Origin of the sequence: Glutamicibacter sp. AOP38-B1-38 (assembly GCF_052377485.1) — a bacterium.
GTDB lineage: Bacteria > Actinomycetota > Actinomycetes > Actinomycetales > Micrococcaceae > Glutamicibacter.
The window spans coordinates 1-21029 of sequence record NZ_JBQSWU010000004.1; the positions used below are offsets into that span (position 1 = coordinate 1).

Annotated in this window: 19 protein-coding genes and 1 pseudogene; 12 read left to right on the forward strand and 8 right to left on the reverse strand. The window is 62.8% G+C overall.

Annotated features, from left to right (window positions below; all coding sequences use genetic code 11):
- Positions 1–337 precede the first annotated feature (337 nt).
- The 11 genes and pseudogenes from ACT3TP_RS03190 to ACT3TP_RS03240 form a co-directional block, all read left to right on the forward strand.
- Positions 338–1174: pseudogene (locus ACT3TP_RS03190) on the forward strand (hypothetical protein); the annotation flags it as partial.
- Between the two features lie 186 nt (positions 1175–1360).
- Positions 1361–2179, forward strand: a complete 819-nt coding sequence (locus ACT3TP_RS03195) for a hypothetical protein (protein WP_255248356.1) — start codon at positions 1361–1363, stop codon at positions 2177–2179.
- 13 nt (positions 2180–2192) lie between these two features.
- A complete protein-coding gene (locus ACT3TP_RS03200) occupies positions 2193–3200 on the forward strand; it encodes an HAD-IIA family hydrolase (RefSeq protein ID WP_176484101.1) in 1008 nt (335 codons plus the stop codon).
- 5 nt (positions 3201–3205) lie between these two features.
- Entirely contained in the window at positions 3206–3376 is a 171-nt protein-coding gene (locus ACT3TP_RS03205) for a hypothetical protein (protein ID WP_176484100.1), read from the forward strand.
- Complete coding sequence (locus ACT3TP_RS03210) at positions 3373–4167, forward strand: TlyA family RNA methyltransferase (RefSeq protein WP_444619334.1); 795 nt, start codon at positions 3373–3375, stop codon at positions 4165–4167. Before ACT3TP_RS03205 ends, ACT3TP_RS03210 begins: the two co-directional genes overlap by 4 nt.
- A gap of 71 nt (positions 4168–4238) precedes the next feature.
- The gene (locus ACT3TP_RS03215) at positions 4239–5264 is read left to right on the forward strand and encodes an NAD kinase (RefSeq protein ID WP_096284240.1); all 1026 of its coding nucleotides are present in this window, start codon (positions 4239–4241) and stop codon (positions 5262–5264) included.
- 103 nt (positions 5265–5367) lie between these two features.
- Positions 5368–7116, forward strand: coding sequence for a DNA repair protein RecN (gene recN, locus ACT3TP_RS03220; protein ID WP_096284238.1), 1749 nt, complete (start codon positions 5368–5370; stop codon positions 7114–7116).
- Positions 7117–7217: 101 nt separating this feature from the next.
- Positions 7218–8900, forward strand: coding sequence for a CTP synthase (locus tag ACT3TP_RS03225; protein WP_096284236.1), 1683 nt, complete (start codon positions 7218–7220; stop codon positions 8898–8900).
- A 68-nt stretch (positions 8901–8968) separates the two neighbouring features.
- Complete coding sequence (locus ACT3TP_RS03230) at positions 8969–9622, forward strand: NUDIX domain-containing protein (protein WP_096284234.1); 654 nt, start codon at positions 8969–8971, stop codon at positions 9620–9622.
- A gap of 2 nt (positions 9623–9624) precedes the next feature.
- Positions 9625–10584, forward strand: coding sequence for a site-specific tyrosine recombinase XerD (gene xerD / locus ACT3TP_RS03235; protein ID WP_096284232.1), 960 nt, complete (start codon positions 9625–9627; stop codon positions 10582–10584).
- A gap of 19 nt (positions 10585–10603) precedes the next feature.
- On the forward strand, positions 10604–11095 hold the full coding sequence (locus ACT3TP_RS03240) for an 8-oxo-dGTP diphosphatase (RefSeq protein ID WP_444619463.1): 492 nt from the start codon (positions 10604–10606) through the stop codon (positions 11093–11095).
- Here ACT3TP_RS03240 and ACT3TP_RS03245 read toward each other — a convergent pair.
- The 6 genes from ACT3TP_RS03245 to ACT3TP_RS03270 form a co-directional block, all read right to left on the reverse strand.
- Positions 11092–11370 carry a helix-turn-helix domain-containing protein gene (locus ACT3TP_RS03245; RefSeq protein ID WP_255248355.1) on the reverse strand — a complete coding sequence of 93 codons (279 nt, stop codon included), beginning with the start codon at positions 11368–11370 and terminating at the stop codon, positions 11092–11094. The genes ACT3TP_RS03240 and ACT3TP_RS03245 overlap by 4 nt on opposite strands.
- Positions 11370–11867, reverse strand: a complete 498-nt coding sequence (locus ACT3TP_RS03250) for a DUF2975 domain-containing protein (protein ID WP_096284228.1) — start codon at positions 11865–11867, stop codon at positions 11370–11372. The genes ACT3TP_RS03245 and ACT3TP_RS03250 overlap by 1 nt, the downstream gene beginning before the upstream one ends.
- A gap of 133 nt (positions 11868–12000) precedes the next feature.
- Positions 12001–13140 (reverse strand): bifunctional 2-methylcitrate synthase/citrate synthase, encoded by a 1140-nt coding sequence (locus ACT3TP_RS03255; protein WP_096284227.1) that lies wholly within the window; start codon positions 13138–13140, stop codon positions 12001–12003.
- A gap of 32 nt (positions 13141–13172) precedes the next feature.
- Entirely contained in the window at positions 13173–14102 is a 930-nt protein-coding gene (prpB, locus tag ACT3TP_RS03260; RefSeq protein WP_096284225.1) for a methylisocitrate lyase, read from the reverse strand.
- A gap of 1 nt (position 14103) precedes the next feature.
- Positions 14104–15621: an MmgE/PrpD family protein gene (locus ACT3TP_RS03265; RefSeq protein ID WP_444617006.1), complete on the reverse strand. Its 1518-nt coding sequence runs from the start codon at positions 15619–15621 to the stop codon at positions 14104–14106.
- Entirely contained in the window at positions 15618–16268 is a 651-nt protein-coding gene (locus ACT3TP_RS03270) for a GntR family transcriptional regulator (RefSeq protein WP_096284221.1), read from the reverse strand. Before ACT3TP_RS03270 ends, ACT3TP_RS03265 begins: the two co-directional genes overlap by 4 nt.
- 172 nt (positions 16269–16440) lie before the next feature.
- On the opposite strand from ACT3TP_RS03270, the gene ACT3TP_RS03275 reads away from it, so the two are divergent.
- Positions 16441–18345, forward strand: a complete 1905-nt coding sequence (locus ACT3TP_RS03275; protein WP_444619337.1) for an AMP-binding protein — start codon at positions 16441–16443, stop codon at positions 18343–18345.
- Between the two features lie 219 nt (positions 18346–18564).
- Here the strand turns inward: ACT3TP_RS03275 and ACT3TP_RS03280 are convergent, their stop codons facing one another.
- Complete coding sequence (locus ACT3TP_RS03280; protein WP_444619339.1) at positions 18565–19287, reverse strand: response regulator; 723 nt, start codon at positions 19285–19287, stop codon at positions 18565–18567.
- Positions 19284–20975, reverse strand: a complete 1692-nt coding sequence (locus ACT3TP_RS03285; protein ID WP_444619341.1) for an ATP-binding protein — start codon at positions 20973–20975, stop codon at positions 19284–19286. Before ACT3TP_RS03285 ends, ACT3TP_RS03280 begins: the two co-directional genes overlap by 4 nt.
- Between the last annotated feature and the right edge of the window lie 54 nt (positions 20976–21029).

Consider the following 21029-nt stretch of genomic DNA (forward strand, 5'->3'; position numbering starts at 1 on the left):
GAAGTAAGTGAAGTCAGTAATGATGATGGTTTGAGGCCCTTGCACCTGTTGGTGTGGGGGCCTCACCTGTTTAACCCGCGGGTTGGTGCGGGGGTTGGTGTGGGGGTTCTGCCTGGTGGGGTGGAGCCCCTTTTTGCACTTTAACGGTGAGGATCCATAGTCCATACTGAGTGTCTGCCCACATTGCTCCAGATTCTTATGGTAAGGGCAGTTGGCTCCCGTAGACTTGATATAGATGTACATGCCGGACGGCATGGTGAATAGTAAATAGTGAAGTGCATCGCAAATGCGATCACGAAGGTTGCGGTTTTGAGATAGCCGCTGAAGGGGACATTACATGTCTAACGAATTCCGCCGTAGTTCCGAACGCGGACAGGGCGACTTCCGGAACTCAGAATCAAACCGCAACAATTCGCGCGATGGCTTCAAGCGCACTGAAGATAACCGTAGTGGTGGCTTCAAGCGTGATGATAACCGCGGTGGCGGCTTCAAGCGTGACGACAACCGCGAAGGCGGCTTCCGTGGCGGTCGCGATGACAACCGTGGCGGCTTCAAGCGTGACGATAACCGCGGTGGCGGCTTCAAGCGTGACGATAACCGCGAAGGCGGCTTCCGTGGCGGTCGCGATGACAACCGTGGCGGCTTCAAACGCGATGACAACCGCGGTGGCGGCTTCAAGCGTGACGATAACCGCGAAGGCGGCTTCCGTGGCGGTCGCGATGACAACCGTGGCGGCTTCAAACGCGATGACAACCGCGGTGGTGGTTTCAAGCGTGACGACAACCGTGGCGGTGGTTTCAAGCGTGACGACAACCGCGAAGGCGGCTTCCGTGGCAGCCGTGACGATAACCGTGGTGGTTTCAAGCGCGACGACAATCGCGGTGGCTTCAAGCGTGACGATAACCGCGGTGGTGGCTTCAAGCGTGATGACAACCGCGGTGGTGGCTTCAAGCGTGATGACAACCGCGAAGGCGGCTTCCGTGGCAGCCGTGACGATAACCGTGGCGGCTTCAAGCGTGATGACAACCGCGGTGGCGGCTTCAAGCGTGATGACAACCGCGAAGGCGGCTTCCGTGGCGGACGCGACGATAACCGTGGCGGCTTCAAGCGTGATGACAACCGCGGTGACTTCCGAAGCAAGGGCGACCGCCCCGATCGCGGAAGCCGCTTTGACGACCGGGGACCAGAGGCACCTCGCGCTCACAACCCGGGCGACCTGCGAATCTCGAACCGCCCCGACCGTGAGCAGTCGCCAGAAATCGACGAGGACGTTACCGGTAAAGAGCTGGATCGCGTTGCACGCGCCCAGCTTCGCTACCTCGAAGATCGTTCGGCAAGCTGGGTTGCTAAGCACCTTGTAATGGCAGGGCGTCTGCTTGAAGAAGAACCAGAGCTGGCCTACGAGCACACACTGGCAGCTTCCCGTCGTGGCGGCCGTGTTGCGGTTGTCCGCGAAGCAGTTGGCATCGCTGCCTACCACGCAGGCAAATATGCTGACTCATTGCGTGAACTTCGCACTCACCGTCGGATCTCCGGTTCGGACTATAACCTGCCGTTGATTGCCGACTCGTTGCGAGGCCTGGGCCGTGCCGAAAAAGCTATTGAACTTGCTCACTCCGAGGAATGCGCGAATCTGGAAACCGCAGTGAAGGTCGAAATGCATATGGTTGCGGCCGGCTGCTTCGGTGACTTGGGACAACTGGATAAGGCCCTGTCGGAACTGGAGTCCTTGGAGCAGCTAGACTTCAACCGTGCTTATTCCTTCAGCCCTCGTTTGTTCACCGCCTACGCTGATCTGCTTTCCGCAGCTGGACGTGGCGAAGAGTCAAAGCGCTGGTTTGCTCAGGTCGCTACTGCCGAGCGGGCCCTAGGCATCGAGGAAGAAACCGAATCCTTCATTGTGGATCTGGCTCCAGAGATGGACGAAGAGGATGAGCGTCCACGCGCCAAGGACGTTGTTGATGAAAACATCGTCGTCGTAGCTGATGAGGACGATGCTGTCGCAGAGGCCGACTCGGACGAAGCCGAGGAAGACGAAGTTGATGCCAAACTAGACGGCATTGACGAAGACGCCTCAGTTGCCGAGCAGACCGGCATCGATGAAGAAGACGCACTGGTCGAGGTTCAAGCCGAAGAGGCCGACGCCGAGATCGAGACCGAAACCGACTCCCAGAAGTAGGAACTAGTACCGAATGCTGATCTCCGGATTTGATTCTGTGCTTTCCGACCTCGATGGCGTCGTCTATGCGGGTCCCAATGGGATCCCCGACGCCGTCGAGTCGTTGAATGCACTAGCCGAAGTAAACGTCGCCCTGGCGTTCATCACCAATAATGCGGGGCGGTCGCCGATGTCGGTCGCGGCCCACCTGCGTCAGCTTGGTGTGAAAACCGGTGCTGAGCAGGTTTTCGGTTCTGCCGATGCCGGCGCCGAAATGCTGGCACGCGAATTGAACCCGGGCAGCAAGGTCCTAGTGGTCGGGTCCCCGTATCTGCGTGAATGCATTGCGGTGCGGGGACTGGAAGTCGTCGAATCGCACAAAGACGAACCGGTGGCGGTGATCCAAGGCTTCGATCCTAACGTCGCATGGAACGATCTAGCCGAGGCAAGCTATGCCATCAACAACGGCGCCCAGTGGGTTGCCACAAACACGGATCTCACGATTCCGCGCGCCGAGGGCATCGCCCCGGGTAACGGTTCGTTGGTCCACGCGGTAAAACTGGCCACCGGCGTGACCCCACGTGTGGCCGGCAAGCCTGAATCCTATCTATTCTCCCGCGCCGCGGACCGACTCGATTCTCGGCGCCCATTGGTAGTCGGTGATCGTCTGGACACCGATATTCTCGGTGGATATCGGGCGGGGTTCTCAACCGCGCTGGTGCTGACCGGCGTAGATTCCCCGCGTACGGCGCTCGGGGCACCAGTAGCCGAACGCCCAAACTACTTGATTTCAAGCCTCGCGGACCTCTACCGGCCGTATCCGACGATCAAGGTCCTCGGGTACGGGGTTCAAGTCGGCGAGTCCGTAGCTAAGGTGGAAGGCGAATCCATTGAGGTCAACGGGAACGAATCGGACCTGAATGCCTGGCGGGCCGCGTGTCACGCATGGTGGCTGGCTCATTCGCGGCAGCAAGAACATGTCAGCCCAGAAATCCAATTCACCGCCCGCGGATTGGATACCCTGCGACGAGCACAGAGGTGAACGACGTGAACATGGAAACCCCTGGGTCCAAGCCGGTAGTCCACATTGACGACCAGCGGGTAGACGCAACATTATCCTCGCTGGCGCAGCAGGATGTGATCGCGCACGCCGCAGTTTACGAGCAGCTGCTCGATTCCCTCCAAGCCGAACTCAATTCCACGGAGCTCCACGGATGAACCGACTAGATCAGGAACTTGTTTCTCGATCTCTGGCCCGTTCGCGCACCGAGGCCGCAAAGCTCATCGAGGCCCGCCGGGTGCTGCTCGATGGAGTGTGCGTCACCAAGGCTGCTAAAAAAATTCCGATCACGGCCAGGCTCGATGTGCTGGCCAGTATCGGCGAAGAATACGTTTCCCGAGCCGGGCACAAGCTTGCCGGAGCACTAGATGTGTTTACGACCGTCGACCCAATGTCTATGCGCTGTCTCGATGCCGGAGCTTCGACCGGCGGGTTCACCGATGTGCTATTGCGCCGCGGGGCTAAGCACGTAGTGGCAGCCGATGTTGGGCATGGCCAGCTCGTCGATCAGATCCGCCAAGACCGACGGGTTTCGGTTTTTGAAGGGCTTAACGTTCGTTATCTGAAACCCGAAGATATCGGGGGAGAAGTCGACCTTGTAGTGGCAGACTTGTCCTTCATCTCCTTGCGCTTGGTGATCGCTGCGCTTGCGGGAGCGACACGCGCGGGCGGTTCCTTGATGTTGATGGTCAAGCCGCAGTTTGAAGTTGGCCGAGACCACTTGAACCGCACCGGTGTGGTTTCATCTCCCGAGCTACGCCGCAGCGCCATCGAAGGTGTTGTAATATCCGCGCAGGAAGCCGGGCTGGAGCTTTGCGGAGTAGCCCGCAGCCCGCTGCCCGGACAAGACGGCAACGTTGAATTCTTCCTCTGGCTCGGAAAAGTTCCAACCGGTCATCAACAATCGGTCAGTGAAACCGAAATGTGGGACGCGGTTGACTACTCTTAGAAGTGACTTGCTTGTGCGGTGACATACTCAGCGCCAAGCGCATAGCTCGAACCAGAGAGGGGCAGCCTGCCTTGCGACGCATTCTAGTTTTCACCCACACCGGGCGCCAAGAAGCGATCGCCGCGGCCATCGAAACCTGTGGGTTGCTCGATGCGGCAGGTGTGATGCCGGTAATGCGTCAAAAGGATCACGAAGCAGTGCTCGATGCCAGCCACGGGCTGCAGGTTCCGATGGAGATCTTGGACCAGGACTGCACCATCGATGAGGTGGATCTGGGCGTAGTCCTTGGCGGCGACGGGTCGGTGCTGCGCGCCGCGGAACTGGTCCGCCAAGCGCCGTTGCCATTGGTCGGCGTGAATCTAGGGCATGTCGGTTTCCTTGCGGAGGCCGAGCGCTCCGAGCTGGCGAGCACCGTACGGGATCTCGTTTCAGGTGCATATTCCGTCGAAGAGCGGATGACCATCGAGGTTAAGGTGTGGTTGGACAATGTCTGCCTGGCCGAAACTTGGGCGCTGAATGAAGCCGCCGTTGAAAAAGCCAATCGTGAACGCATGATCGAAGTGGTAATCGAGGTAGACGGTCGACCGATCTCCACATTCGGCTGCGATGGCGTCGTGATGGCTACCCCCACCGGATCTACCGCCTATGCGTTCTCGGCTGGAGGCCCGGTAGTTTGGCCAGAGGTTGCCGCGCTGATTATGGTCCCGATTAGTGCGCATGCGCTGTTTGCCAAACCGCTGGTGGTTTCCCCGGACTCGGTTATGGCTGTGGAGACGCTCACTCGTTCAGAGGCCGGTGCGGTGCTGTGGTGCGACGGGCGTCGTACCATCGACCTGCCTCCGGGTGCACGCATCGAGGTTACGCGCAGCGAAATACCGGTACGCATGGCTCGTTTGAACACCACTCCTTTCTCCGAACGTCTGGTGAAGAAGTTTGAATTGCCCATTCAGGGTTGGCGTGGGCCTGCCGACGAGGACGATCGTCGTCCGGCGACCACCGCGCTGCAGGTGACCGGCCCGGGCTTTCAAAGCATTGAGCCGCACCACAAGGACGAACCAAGCATCCCCTTGATAGCACGTGACGAAACTAAGCAGTAGGAAACACGACCCGCAGCAACGATATTAGAACAAACTTACGATTGAGCAAGTACTATTAGGACGAGAACTGGAACGCATGAACTAGAACGACCGGGAGCGGGCTATGATTCAGGAAATTTCGATCTCCAACCTTGGCGTGATCACTAAGGCGACCCTGCCACTGGGGCCGGGGTTGACGGTAGTCACCGGTGAAACGGGTGCGGGTAAGACCATGGTCATCACCGCCTTGTCACTATTGCTTGGACGGCGGGCCGATGCAGGAGCCGTGCGAAACGGCGCCAAGCATGCGCTGGCCGAAGCGGTCGTGCATCTGGAGCCCGACAATCACGTACTTGAATCCGCCACCCATGCCGGCGCGTTTGTGGACGAGGTGGGGGAGAAGAGCGAACTGATCCTCACTCGGTCGCTGTCCGCGCAGGGGCGCTCGAAGGCGACTGTCGGAGGGCGAAGCGCTCCGGTAGGTCTGCTGGCCGAATTGGGCCAAGAGCTTGTCGCGGTGCATGGCCAGTCCGATCAGATCCGTCTGAAGGAAGCCGGCGCGCAGCGCGACGCACTGGACCGTTTTGCTGGCTCGGCCCTTGCCCGCACGTTAAGCAGCTATCAGCGCACCTATCGGCAGTGGCGCGCCGCCAGCAAGGAACTCTCGGCGCTGAAGCAAGACTCGCGAGATCGGGTGCGCGAAGCCGAAAATCTACGACTGGCTCTCGACGAGATCGATTCGCTGGAGCCAATGCCGGGCGAAGACGAACAACTGCGCGAAACCGCAATCAAGCTGGGCAATGTCGAATCGCTGCGTAGCGCCAGCCAGCAGGCCCGCGCGATCGTCGACAGCGAAGATTTTGAGACCCCCGGGATCACCACCCTGGCCGAATCCGCTCGCGGTGTGCTCGCGCAGTCAAGCGGCGATGATCCTGCATTGGCTGCATTTGCCGATCGCGCCGCAGAATTGGGCATTCTCGCCTCTGAGCTCTCTAGCGATATGGCCAGCTATGTTTCGGACCTCGATGAAGAGGGGTCGGAGCGGCTGGCACTGATTGAATCCCGCCGCGCGGAACTGAATAAGCTGCTGCGCAAGTACGCACCAAGCATCGATGAGGTGCTTGCCTGGGCTGATGAGTCCCGACAGCGGCTGGAGCAGCTTGGTTCCGATGACTGCCGCATCGAGGAGCTCGAAAGCACGGTGGTCGAGCTGGAGCAGAAGGCTGCGTCGCTGGCTACCGAACTTTCCGAGTCTCGTCGTAAGGCGGCCGCAAAGCTCTCCAAGCGGGTCAGTGAGGAATTGACGGCGTTGGCCATGCCGGATGCGAGGCTCTTTGTTGAGATCAGTGAATTGCCTGAGCTTGGTGCCTACGGCCAAGACCAGATCGAGATGCTGCTTGCTCCGCACGCCGGCGCCTCGCCGCGGCCGCTGGGCAAGGGGGCCAGTGGAGGCGAACTCTCACGCGTCATGCTTGCCATCGAGGTAGTACTCGCCGCGGTCGACCCGGTGCCAACCTTCATCTTCGACGAAGTCGACTCGGGCGTGGGCGGCAAGGCGGCGGTAAGCATTGGTGAGAGGTTAGCCATGCTGGCCCGCCATGTGCAGGTCATTGTGGTCACACACCTGCCTCAGGTCGCCGCTTACGCAGATCGCCATATCCGGGTGATCAAGACCTCAAATGGAAAATCCACAGCCGGTGCAGGGTTTACCGCCAGCGATGTAATCACCTTGGACGAGTCCGAGCGTGTGCGCGAATTGGCGCGTATGTTGGCAGGTCAGGAGGATTCCGATACCGCGCAGGCGCATGCCGAAGAGCTGCTCGCCGACGCGCGAAAGATGGTCGACGCCCTGGTGACGAAGAGCGCACGATAGATTGCGGAAACGGACTTTGGCATCGCGGTTGCGTGTCGTAGAGTTGCAAAGTGGATGGTCGGTATTCGCGCAAGCGAGCAATGGTGATAGGATGAAATCCCGTGGTGCAGCGTAATTTAACTCGTGATTCTCGGTCGTCTGAAACGACAAAGCATATCTTCGTCACCGGCGGTGTGGCCTCCTCCCTGGGTAAGGGATTGACGGCATCCAGCCTTGGACATCTACTTCGAGCTCGTGGTCTCTCAGTGACCATGCAGAAGCTCGATCCGTACCTGAACGTCGATCCAGGTACAATGAACCCCTTCCAGCACGGTGAAGTCTTCGTTACCGACGATGGCGCAGAAACCGACCTGGACATTGGCCACTATGAGCGTTTCCTGGATGAAAACCTTCCAGGCAGCGCGAATGTGACCACCGGCCAGGTTTACTCAACCGTTCTGGAACGCGAACGTCGCGGCGAATACCTGGGCGATACCGTTCAGGTCATCCCGCATATCACCGATGAGATCAAACGCCGCATGCGTTTGGCCGCCACCGAACCCGGTGCCGGCAAGTCCGCCCCGGACGTGATCATCACCGAAATTGGTGGCACCGTCGGAGATATCGAATCCCAGCCATTCCTTGAAGCGGCCCGCCAGGTCCGCCAGGATATCGGCCGGAAGAACGCCTTCTTCGTGCATGTCTCCCTCGTTCCATACATCGGTCCAAGCCATGAGCTGAAGACCAAGCCAACTCAGCATTCGGTGGCAGCCCTGCGCTCCATCGGCATTCAGCCCGACGCTCTGGTGATCCGCTCGGACCGTGAAATCCCCGACGAGATGCGCGCCAAGCTCGGCCGTACCTGCGATGTGGAAACCGAAGCGGTCATTAGCTGCGCCGACGCGCCAAGCATCTACGAAGTTCCCAAGATCCTGCACTCCCAGGGCCTTGACGCCTATATCGTGCAGACCTTGGAGCTGAAGTTCCGCGACGTGGACTGGGAGGGCTGGGACCGCCTGCTGGACGTGGTGAACAACCCGAAGCATGAATTGACCATCGCCCTGGTGGGCAAGTACATCGATCTGCCAGATGCCTACCTGTCGGTTACCGAGGCGCTGAAGGCCGGTGGTTTCGCCAACGAAGCCAAGGTCAAGATTCGCTGGGTGCCATCGGATGATTGCGACACCGAAGACGGTGCACGCACGTCACTTGAGGGCGTCGAAGCGATCTGTGTCCCCGGTGGATTCGGCATTCGCGGTCTGGAAGGCAAGCTCGGAGCATTGCGCTTCGCTCGCGAAAACCAGATTCCGACCCTCGGCCTCTGCCTGGGGCTGCAGTCGATGGTGATCGAGTACGCCCGCAATATGGCCGACCTGCCAGGGGCTTCCTCGACCGAATTCGATCCAGAATCTTCCACCCCGGTCATCGCGACCATGGAAGAGCAGCTGAACATCGTTGACGGCAAGGGCGATCTTGGCGGCACCATGCGTCTGGGACTGTATGACGCAAAGCTCGCAGCAGGATCGGTTTTGGCCGAAACCTATGGCAAGACCGAGGTCGCAGAGCGACACCGTCACCGCTATGAGGTCAACAACGCCTACCGTGCGCAGCTCGAAGAAGCAGGTCTGGTCTTCTCCGGAACCTCCCCGGATGGCCAGCTTGTCGAGTTCGTGGAACTGCCTAAGGACGTACACCCGTACTACGTCTCCACGCAGGCCCACCCGGAACTCTCCAGCCGCCCAACTCGTCCGCACCCGCTGTTTGCAGGTCTGGTCGCCGCGGCGCTGGCCAAGCGCAACGCCTAAGCGAAACCCGGTTCTAAACCGTCTAAGGTAGTACCAGCAAGGTAATACCAATAGAAGGGCCCGTTCGCGTGGAACCACAACCGATAGCCGATGAACTTTCACCACGAGAGCTCATCGCCAGCGAAACCGTTTATGAAGGACGCATCTGGAATGTCGTCCACGACACGGTGCAGCTTTCGGATGATGGAACCCGCATCGAGCGAGACTACATCGTGCACCCTGGTGCCGTGTCGATTCTCGCCCTCGATGAGCGTGAACGGGTCCTTCTCGTTAACCAATACCGTCATCCGGTAGGCATGCGGCTATGGGAGCTTCCCGCTGGCCTGCTCGATGTGGCAGGCGAGCCGCCGCTGGACGGGGCGAAGCGCGAGCTCTGGGAAGAAGCGGATAGCACCGCGCAGACCTGGTCGGTGCTCACCGACGTGTTCCTCTCTCCGGGATCTTCCTCAGAGGCGTTGCGCATCTTCTTGGCGCGCGATGTGCAGTTGGTGCCGGCGGACCAACGCCATGCACGGACCGAAGAAGAAGCCGAAATCATCACCCGCTGGGTGCCCTTGGACGAGGCTGTTGCCGCAGTGCTCGCCGGGGAGATCCACAACCCCTCGGCGGTCGTCGGCCTGCTGGCAGCGCACGCGGCCCGAGCCACCGGTTATGCCTCGCTACGCGAGGCGAACAGCGCCTTCGAAGCGCACCCGGGGCTGCGCAGCAAAACCTCATCGTAGCGATGAGCAGTCCCGAGCGCGCCGCGGTACCAAGCCCGAAGTCCTCGAAGTTCGCTTCCGAGCTACGCCGCTACTTGCAGCATCTGGCCATCGAACGCGGACTGGCGAAGAATACGCTGGAGTCCTACCGGCGGGATCTGACCCGGTACCAAGAAGCGTTGGAAGCGCGCGGCATCACCGACCCGGCACGCCTCACCGAGAATGAGGTCAGCGGCTACCTGCAGCAGCTGGCCCGAGGGGATGCGGAACACCAGGCGCTGGGGGCGCGTTCGGTCGCCCGGCATACGGTGGCCATCCGGCAGCTGCATAAGTATTGGGAGCTGGAGGAAATCTGCTCCCCGAATCCGGCCCGCGAGGTGCAGCCTCCGGCCGTCGGCCAGTCGCTGCCCAAGGCGATCAGTATTTCTGCCGTCACCCAGATCCTCGACTCGATCGCTCTCGATACCCCCGCGGGGTTGCGCGATCGGGCGATTCTCGAATTCTTGTACTCCACCGGGGCGCGCATTTCCGAGGTCGTCGCCCTGGACGTCGATGACCTGCACTTCGCCGCCGACGCGGTGGTGCGGCTGTTCGGCAAGGGCTCCAAGGAACGCGTTGTTCCGGTGGGCGGATATGCGCAACGCGCGGTGAGCGACTATCTGGTGCGGGCACGTCCGGGGCTGGCCGCCAAAGGCAAGGGCACTCCCGCGTTGTTCTTGAATCAGCGCGGCGGGCGGCTCTCGCGCCAGTCGGTGTGGCTGATCCTGTCCAAAGCCGCCGAACGAGCCGGGATTCCAGGCGATGTTTCCCCGCACACGCTGCGCCACTCTTTCGCCACCCATCTGCTGGAGGGTGGTGCGGATGTGCGCGTGGTGCAGGAGCTGCTTGGCCATGCCTCGGTCACCACCACGCAGATCTACACGAAGGTCACCGTCGATTCACTGCGGGAGGCGTACCTCTTCGCGCACCCGCGTGTGAACTAGCGGTGCGGAGACCAGCGTGATGGTGACCCAGCCGCAACCCGTCGCGCTCTTGGCGCTGCTGCACGAAGGCACCCGGGGCACCGAGCTGCTATTGGGACGCAAGCTGCGCGGCTTTGGGCAGGGGAACATCGTGCTGCCGGGAGGAAAGATCGATCCCGGGGAGTCTGCGCAGCACGCTGCGATGCGGGAGTTCCGCGAAGAGACCGGGGTTTGTGTGCAATCGGCAGATCTGACGTTCGCCGCCCGGGTGACCTTTACTTTTCCGGCGAATCCGCGCGCGAATATGGACTGTGCGGTCTTCACTGCGCGAATCGCCAGCGGGATGCCCGTGCCCAGCGAGGAACTTGAACCGTTGTGGTTCCCTGTCGGCGAACTGCCGGTGAGGCAGATGTGGGAGGATTCCCCGCTCTGGCTCCCGGCCTTGGCTGCAGGGGAGCGGTTCACCGCGAAGATCATTCTGGCGGCGGATAATCTGGCGGTGCAATCGATCGATTTCGAGCCCTGGGGCTAGCCTATTTTCGACGCGTCGGATGGAAACGTGGATTGGGGCAGCGGAGAACCGGATCCGCGCGGATCGTGGCTTTCGGCTTCGAAAATCAGAAGGTCGCCCGGCTGGCAATCCAGGACCTGGCACAGCGCTTCCAGTGTGCTGAAGCGCACCGCCTTGGCACGTCCATTCTTCAGGACCGCAAGATTGGCCGGGGTGATGCCGATCCGCTCGGCCAATTCGCCGACCGCCATTTTGCGTCGGGCAAGCATCACATCGATATCCACTCGGATGGCCACTAAATCACCCCGCCCAACTCGGTGCGTAGCAGGGCCGCTTGGGCTTCGGTGCTCGCCGCCTGCGACAGCAGGTGGCGCAGCACCAAGACGATCAGGGCAATGCCCGCTAGCAGGACACCGAATCCGCCGACCAGGAGCACTACGCCGGGAGCCACCGCCTCGCCCGGGGCCATGATCGTCCCGAGGATGAATGTCAGCACCGCCCCGGAGGCAATTGCAGTGATGATGATGTTGACGAATTTGAATGAGGCGTGGGTGAAGACCGTTCCGCGGCGCACCCGGGCGACCAGTTTCCAGACGCAGACGCAGCAGATCTGAACGATCAGCAGGGCCAGTACCGCGTAGCTGAACAATGAGATGCGCAGGTAGGCGAACTCTGCTGGACGGTCCGCCAGCTCCATGGCCGCCAGGGGGATCATGAAGCATTGGATGAAGAGCGAGCCGAGGACTACCAGCCCCAGCACGATTCGCAACGCCAAAGTGCTCAATTTACCCATGTGACACTCTCCAATTGTCGCTTAGCGATGTATACCTATCGAAAAACAATAGACTGAACGTGCCGGAAACGCAAGAGCGGGGTCGGACCCGTAGGTCCGACCCCGCCGAATGAACCGTAGCTGCCCTAGGTGTTTACAGGGCGCGCTGCTCCGGGCCGTTGTATGCGGACAGCGGTCGGATCAGCGCGTTGGAGGCGCGCTGTTCGAAGATGTGAGCGGTCCAGCCGGTGATTCGCGCCGCGATGAAGATCGGCGTGAACATTTCGGTGTCGAAGCCCATCAGGTGGTAGGTCGGGCCCGCCGGATAGTCGAGGTTCGGCTTGATCGCCTTCGCCTCGTCCATCGCGGATTCCAACCCGTCGTACAGGCCGAGCATTTCGGAGCGATCGTAGTGCTCGATCATCTTATCCAGCGCGGCCTTCATGGTCGGCACGCGCGAGTCGCCATGCTTGTAGACGCGGTGGCCGAAGCCCATGACCTTTTTCTTTTCGGCCAGGGCTTGCTCCATCCACGTCTTGGCGCGGGCTGCGGCATCCTTGCGCGACTCGTTCTTGTCGATTCCGATCTCGTCGAAGGTGTGCATCACCGCCTCGTTGGCGCCGCCGTGCAGCGGACCCTTCAGGGCGCCGATGGCGCCGGTGACCGCCGAGTGCAGATCCGCGAGCGTCGAGGTGATCACTCGTGCGGTGAAGGTGGAGGCGTTGAAGGAGTGCTCCGCGTAGAGCACCATCGACACGCGGAACGCGTCGACGACCGCCGGGGCGGCTTCCTCGCCGAAGGTCATCCACAAGAAGTTCGCCGAGTAGTCCAGGTCCTCGCGCGGAGGTACCACTTCCTGGCCGCGGCGGCGGCGCTGATCGTAGGCGACGACCGCCGGGAAGGCGGCGAAAAGCTCTTTCGCCTTGCGCAGTTCCGCCTCGGGGGAGGAATTCTCCGCCTCCAGGTGGTTCGCGCCGATCACCGAGACGGCGGTGCGCCCGACATCCATCGGGTGGCAGTCGGTGGGCAGCAGGTCGATGGCTGCCTTCACCCGCGGATCGAGCGCACGATTAGCCCGCTCAAAGGCGCAGAATTCGGTCAGCTCCGACTCGCTGGGCAGCTCGCCGGTCCAAAGCAGCAACGCGACCTCTTCAAAGGACTTGTTCGCCGCGAGATCCTGCACGGGGTAGCCGCGGTAGAGCAGCGAGTTGGTGTCCGGATTGACCTTGGAGACGGCCGTGTAGTCCACGACGACCCCTGCTAGGCCCTTCTTGATTTCCTCGGTGGTGGTCATGAGTTCATCCTCTTCGTTGATGGATTCCCGTGCTAGAGGTTCGAGTTGTTGGTATCGATGTCCAGGGTGGGGACTTGGAAGTTGAAGATCCCGGTGTCGAACCGGTTGTACGCCTCGTAGTCGACAAGCTCGTAGAGGCGTGACCTAGTTAACATGTTATCCACTTCGCGCTCCTGAGTCCCATCCTCGCTGATTGCGTCGAGCACACGCTCGGCGGCGCCCATGGCGCTGCGCAGCAAGGTCACCGGGTAGATGATCAGCGCGACGCCCGCGTCGGCAAGCTCCTGGCGGTTGAACAGCTCGGATTTGCCGAACTCGGTCATATTCGCCAGCACCGGCACGTCGACCGCGTTGCAGACCGCTTCGAATTCCGCAACGTTCTTCATCGCCTCGGGGAAGATCGCATCCGCCCCGGCGTCGACCATCGCCTTGGCCCGGTCGATCGCCGCGTCCAGTCCCTCGACCGCGCGGATGTCGGTGCGCGCCATAATCAGGAAGTTTTCATCGATGCGTGCGTCCGCGGCGGCGGCGATGCGCTTGAGCATGGTGTCAGTGTCCACCACGTTCTTGCCGTCCAGGTGGCCGCAGCGCTTCGGGTTGAACTGGTCCTCGATGTGGCAGCCGGCCAGGCCGGCGTATTCGAGTTCCTGGATGCTGCGGGCCACGTTCATCGGCTCGCCGAATCCGGTGTCCGCGTCCACGATCGCCGGCAGGTCCGTCATCCTGGCGATCTGCCCGGCGCGGGTGGCCACCTCGGTCAACGAGGTCAGCCCGATGTCCGGCAGGCCCAGGTCGTTGGCGAGCACCGCGCCGGAGATGTAGACCCCGTCGAAGTTCTTCTCGCCGATCAGCTTCGCCGAGAGCGGGTTGAACGCCCCGGGGAACTGGCGGGCGGCACCCGGGGTGAGCATTTCGCGCAGCGCGACCCGCTTCGCGGCGGGGGTGAGAGTTGAGTACAGCATGTTAGAACAGGCCCTTCGGTGCGTTCGACTGGTCGATCACTCCGGTGGCGGCGACGATGTTCAGCTGTTCCAGCTCGCCGGCGCCGAGGTTTTCCAGGTTTTCGGCGGCCGCGATGAAGCGGTCGATCTCCTGCTCGTCGACCAGACCGGCAGCCAGGGTACGGAACTTGTTGACGTACTGCTCGCGGGCGAACGGGCGGGCACCCAGCGGGTGCGCGTCGGCAACGGCGATCTCATCGGTGATCACGGTGCCGTCGTTCAGCGTGATTTCGACGCTGCCGCCGAAGGCCTTCTCCGCGATGTCCAGCGAGTGGTAGCGGCGGGTCCATTCGGCATCTTCTTCGGTGGTGACCTTGTGCCACAGCTCGACGGTATCCGCGCGTCCGGCACGTTCCGGGGCGTAGGAGTCCACGTGGTGCCAGGCGCCGTCCTGCAGCGCGACGGTGAAGATGTAAGGGATCGAGTGGTCCAGGGTTTCACGCGAGGCGGTCGGATCGTACTTCTGCGGGTCGTTGGCGCCGGAACCGATCACGTAGTGGGTGTGGTGGGAAGTCTTGATCAGCACCGAGGCCACGTTCTTCGGATCGGTGGCTTCCGGGTGCTCACCGTGCAGCTTGCGGGCCAGGTCGATCCAGGCTTGCGCCTGGTATTCGGCGGAGTGCTCCTTGGTGTAGGTGTCCATGATCGCGCGCTTGGCCTCGCCGGCCTCGGGCAACGGCACCTCGTAGGCGGCGTCCTTGCCATCGAGCATCCAGGCGATCACGCCGTCTTCGCCTTCGTAGATGGGGACCGGGGAGGTCTGCCCGCGCATTGCGCGGTCGGCGGCCTCGACGGCCATCTTGCCGGCGAAGGCCGGGGCGTGGGCCTTCCACGTGGAGATCTCGCCCTTGCGCGACTGGCGGGTGGCGGTGGTGGTGTGCAGGCCCTGGCCGACGGCCTGGAAGATCGTTTCCAGATCCAAGCCGAGCAGGGTGCCGATGCCGGCGGAGGCCGAGGGGCCCAGATGGGCTACGTGGTCGATCTTGTGCTTGTGCAGGCAGATCGCCTTGACCAGGTCGACCTGGATCTCGTAGCCGGTGGCGATGCCGCGGATCAGGTCCTTGCCCGAGGCCCCGGTGTGCTGGGCGACGGCGAGGATCGGCGGGATGTTGTCGCCCGGGTGGGAGTATTCGGCCGAGAGGAAGGTGTCGTGGTAGTCCAGCTCGCGCACGGCCACGCCGTTGGCCCAAGCCGCCCATTCGGGGGAGACCTTCTCGGTGATGCCGAAAACGTTGGCGCCCGCCCCACCGGTGGACGGCGCGTGGGCCAGTGCCTGGGTGCGGGCGGCGATGATCGGGCCGCGGTTCAGCGAGGCGATGGCTACCGAGGCGTTGTCGATGATGCGGTTGATGATCATGTCGGTGACCTCGGCGGTGACCTCTACCGGGTCGACCGCGACGGTTGCGATCTTGTGGGCAAGCTGATCCTCGCGGGCCAGATTTTCCTCGGAGCGGTAAACGCGAACTGGATGATTGATCATGGTGTCCTTTCAGAGGCGACCGCGTGGGTCATGATGTGTTCAAAGGATTGGTGCAGGTGCACGGTGGTGGCCGCCGCGGCGACCTCGGATTTGCCTGAGGCGATGGCCCGGGCGATCGCCGCATGCTCTCCGGCGGATTGCTCTAGCCGTTCGGGGTTGTCCTTGGCCAGCCGGCGCACCCGTTGCAGGTGGACGCGCAGCGTGCGCAGCGCGTTGGACAGGTAGGCGTTATTTGCTGCGTCGTCGATCATTTCGTCGAGTTCGCCCACCAGCTCGTAGTAGCCCTCGGTGGGGGTGCTTGCACGCAGCTGCCTAGCGGCCGTTTCGAAGCGCCGCGCCAGCTCGGCGAAGGCCTCGCTCTGGCTTGAGCGGGCCGCGAGCCGCGCGCTTTCGCACTCCAGCGCCCGGCGCAAGACGAACAGGTCCTCGACGTGGGATTCGGAAACCTCGGAGACGATCGCACCGCGCCCGCGCTGCTGCACCGCCAGCCCGTCGGCAACCAAGCGGGCCAGGGCTTCACGCACCGGGGTTCGGGAGACTCCGAGCCTGGCCGACTGCTCCACCTCGGCGAGCACCGTGCCCGGTGACAAGCGCCATTCGACGATGTCTCGGCGCAGGCTCTCGTAGACCTTATCGCTTGCTTTCATGGTTCGATTGTATACACGAATAGCAAAAAAGCGACAGTAGGTCCGAATACTTTTCGTTAAATAACGAGAAATGTATACATAAGACTTGCGAACATGTGACTGCGCTCATACGCTTGGAATCGAAGCTACCGCACAGCCGCCGGGTGATGACGCCCGGCCCCAGGAGGGAAACATGGCACAGGAATACCGTCAGGCCTTTGAACTGGCCGCTACCGATCCGGCCGCGTTCTGGCTCACCGCCGCACAAGATGTCCAATGGGATAGGGAACCCACCCAAGCCGTCGACGACTCGAAGGCGCCGTTGTACAACTGGTTCCCGGACGGCGAGCTTAACCTGTCGGCCAATGCGCTGGATCGGCATGTGGCTGCCGGGCGCGGAGACGCCACGGCATTGGTCTACGACTCGGCAATGCTGGGGACGAAGACCGAGTACAGCTACAGCGAACTGCTTCGCGAGGTGGAAATCTTCGCCGGCGTGCTCAAATCCCGTGGGGTGGAAACCGGGGACCGCGTACTGATCTACCTGCCGATGATCCCGCAGGCGGCCATCTCCATGCTCGCCTGCGCGCGGCTCGGTGCGGTGCACTCGGTGGTCTTCGGCGGATTTGCGCCCAAGGAACTGGCCGCGCGCATCAACGACTGCGCGCCGGTCGCCATCGTCACCGCCTCCGGCGGCATCGAACCCTCGCGGCATATCGAATACCTGCCGGCCGTCGCCGAAGCGCTGGCGCTCGCCGACAAATCGGTGCGCGATGTCATCGTCGCCCACCGCGAAGGCTTTGCGCATGCGCCCGGTGAATACCAGAGCGCGGCGGGGGTGAACTGGCTGGATTGGGACGAGCTGGCCAAGCTCGCGCAGCCGGCCGGGCCGGTATCGGTTCCCTCCACGCATCCGCTGTACGTGCTGTACACCTCCGGGACCACCGGGGCACCGAAGGGCGTGGTGCGCGATACCGGCGGCTACGCCACCGCGCTGCAGTATTCGATGAATGCGATCTACGACGTGCACCCGGACGATGTCATGTTCACCGCCTCGGATGTGGGCTGGGTGGTGGGGCACTCCTACATCGTGTATGCCCCGCTGATCGCCGGGGCCACCTCCGTGCTCTACGAGGGCAAGCCGATCGGCACCCCGGACGCGGGCGTGTTCGGGCGCATCATCGAGGACCACAAGGTCACCACGATGTTCACCGCGCCGACCGCCCTGCGCGCGGTGCGCAAGGCGGACCCTTCCGGTGCCATGATCGCCTCCCACGACCTGTCCACGCTGCGTGCGCTCTTTGTCGCCGGAGAGCGGCTGGACCCGGACACCTACCATTTCGCGGTGGACCTGCTGGGAATCCCGGTGGTGGATAACTGGTGGCAGACCGAAACCGGCTGGCCGATCGCCTCGAACCCGCTGGGGTTGGAGGAGCTGAGCGCCAAGGCCGGCAGCCCGACCACCCCGGTCCCCGGATTCAACGTGGAGATCCGCGACGCACTGGGTGAATTGGTGCCCGCCGGTGCCGAGGGGAACATCGTGATCAAGCTGCCGCTGCCGCCGGGCGCGCTGACCACCCTGTGGGGCAACGACCAGCGGTTCATCAACACCTACCTGAGCCAGATCGAGGGCTTCTACCTGACCGGCGACTCGGGATTCCTGGACGAAGACGGGTATCTGTTCGTGATGGGCCGCACCGATGACGTGATCAACGTGTCCGGGCACCGGTTGTCCACCGGGGCGATGGAACAGGTGCTGGCGAGCCATCCCGCGGTGGCCGAATGCGCGGTGATCGGCATCAGCGACGCGCTCAAGGGGCAGCGGGCCAGCGGCTACGTGGTGCTCAAAACCGGCGTCGACACCGATGAGGAGACGCTGAAGAAGGAGATCGTCGCGCTGGTGCGCCAGCACATCGGCCCGGTCGCCGACTTCCGCGAGGTCACCGTCGTCGCCGGACTGCCTAAAACCCGTTCGGGCAAGATCCTGCGCAAGACCATGCGGCAGATCGCGGACGGCAAGGACTACACGGTGCCCTCGACCATCGAAGACCCCACGGTGCTCGATGACCTGACCCGGTACCTGCGTCCGCAGGCCTAGCCCGGAACCTCCGACGGTTAACGCTGTAAGGGCCTGGCCCCGCAGAAATTCTGCGGGGCCAGGCCCTTGCCTTGTGCGTGGATAAAGTCCTAAGACGAGCACCATCGAGATCGCCAACCAGGCCGCGCAGTCGGTCACCATTTGCCTCTGGAATCACAGCGAATCGTGCCGAACACCGCGAGAAAAGGTGGCGGAAACCTTATTCCGCCACGGACGGCGCTAGCTCGAATTGTGCCGGTATTCGAATTCCGGCCGCCCGCGGGTGCCGTGCCGAGGTTGCTTCACCGCCGAATTGGACATCGCCAGATGCTCCAAGTAGCGGCGCGCCGTCACCCGCGAGAGCCCCAGTTCTTCGCCGAGCTCGGTGGCCGAGAAGGCTCGGGCGGGGCTGGCTGCCAGATGGGTGCGCACCTGCTCCAGGGTTTGGCTGATCAGCCCCTTGGGCAGGGACACCGAGGCGCTGGTGGTGCGCAGCGCGGAAAATGCGGTATCGATGGAGGCCTGCGAGGTGGAGGAGCCGGTGGAACGCATGGTGGCGATGAACGCCCGGTGGTTTTCGAGTTTTTCGGCAAACACCGCGAAGCTGAAGGGCTTGATCAGGTACTGGGTGATGCCGGTGGCCACGGCCGAACGCACTACCGCCAAGTCCCGAACCGCGGTGATCGCGATGATGTCCAGCGTGTAGCCGCGCCCCCGCATGCGCCGGGCCACGTCGATGCCGTGCAGATCCGGCAGGGTCATATCCAGCAGGACCAGATCATAGGGCGTGCCGGCGGCGTGCGCCTCGGCCAGCAATTGCAGGGCGCCGTGCCCATTGGCCGCGATGGCTCCGGTGCGGAAGCCCGGCACCCGATCCACATAAGTGGCGTGGGCGCGTGCGGTTTCCGGTTCGTCGTCGACCACCAGCACCAGGAATTCGGCGGTCGGCTCGGTGTGGCTCACGCGTGCTCCTCCTTGGGCGGTACCGGCAGGGTAACGGTGAAGATCGCACCGGCGTCGTTGTCTATCGTCATTGTTCCATGAAGCCGCGCCACCGCCTGCTGGACGAGGGCCAAACCGAGCCCGCGCGGTGCGCTGCCCTGCTTGGTGCTCACCCCGAAGCGCAGCAGGTTCTCCAAGAATTCGGGTTCGATGCCCGGGCCGGAGTCGGCCACCGCGATGATGGCCTCGTCCTCAAGGGCAGTGACCTCCACCCAGACGGTGGATTCCGCGGTGCCCACCGAGACGTCCAGCGCATTGTCGAGCAGGTTGCCCACGATGGTGACGATGTCCGTGGCGTGGAAGGTGTCCGGACGCACCACGCCTTCGGCGCTGATGCTCAGCGTCACCCCGCGCTCGTGCGCCTGGGCGGACTTGGCCACCAGCAAGCTGGAGAGGTACACATCGTCGATATTGCGCACGATCGCGTCGGTGAGCGCCTGGGAGTGCTGCCGGTCGTCGACCGCGAAGGCCAGCGCCTTGTCCGAGCTGCCGTTTTCGATGAGGGTGGCGATGGTGTGCAGGCGGTTTGCATGTTCGTGGGTTTGCGCGCGCAGGGCGGTGGAGAAGGTCTTCAGCGACTGCACCTCGCCGGTCAGCTCCTGCACCTCGGTCAGATCCCGCAGGGTGAGCACCTGCCCGGTGGGCGGCTGCACGCGCAGCCAGCGCAAGGGCAGGCGGTAGCGGCCGGGCAGCTGGGTGCCGGTCAGCCGGGCGTTGCTCTGCGACACGGCGAGCACCGATCCGTGGCCCAGATGGATTTCATCGCGGGCGGCTCGGCCGCCGGCCATCAGCTCGCGCAGGGTGTCGGGCAAGCCGGCGTCGGCCAATTCCAACCCGCCGGACGGGGTCTGCGCCGGAAGCTGCAGCAGCCGGGCCGCCTCGGAGTTGTAGAGCACGATGCGGTGCTTGCGATCCAGCAGGATCAGCCCCTCGCGGACCGAATGCAGTGCGGAGAAGTAGAAGGCGTAGAGCCGGCGCAGCCCGTGCGGGCCGAAGCCGAGGGTGGCGCTCTGGATGTACCGGGAGAAGGACCAGGAGGTAAAACCGGCCAAGAGCAGGGCGAAGAGCGAAACCAGCAGGATCTGCGGGAGCTCCTCGCGGTAGAGCACCTGCAGGCTCTCCAGGGTGATGCCGGTCGCGACCATGCCGACCAGGGTGCCGTCCGCGGCGTAGACCGGGGCGATGGTGCGCACCGAGCGGCCGAGGGTTCCCACCGCTTGCTCCGAATAGACCTGCCCGCGCAGCGCCTGCGAGGTGGAACCGGAATAGCGTTTGCCCAGTTGTGCTGGATTCGGGTGGGTCACGCGCAGCAGGTCCGGTGTCATGATCGTGATGAAATCTATCGTCGGCGCGTGGGACAAGATGTCCTGGGTGTAAGGCTGCAAGCCGGCGCCGGGGTCCGGCTGCTGCAAGGCGTCTACCACAAACGGGTCGTTGGCCAAGGTGGTGGACACCGTGGCCACGGTCGATTGGCGTACATCGAGCACCACCCGGGCCTGCTGCTGGTAGGAAGCGATGCCCAGCCACACCACCACCACGATGACCAGCAGCATCTGCGCGGCGAATATTCGTGCGGCGAAGGACCAGCCGTCGCGGGTCAACGGGACCGGCGCATTGGCAGCGGCACCCTCCTGCGGGTTGCTGGCCATCTGGCTGACTCCTTCGTCGGGGAAGTTTAAGTTTCGGCTGTGTGAACAATATGA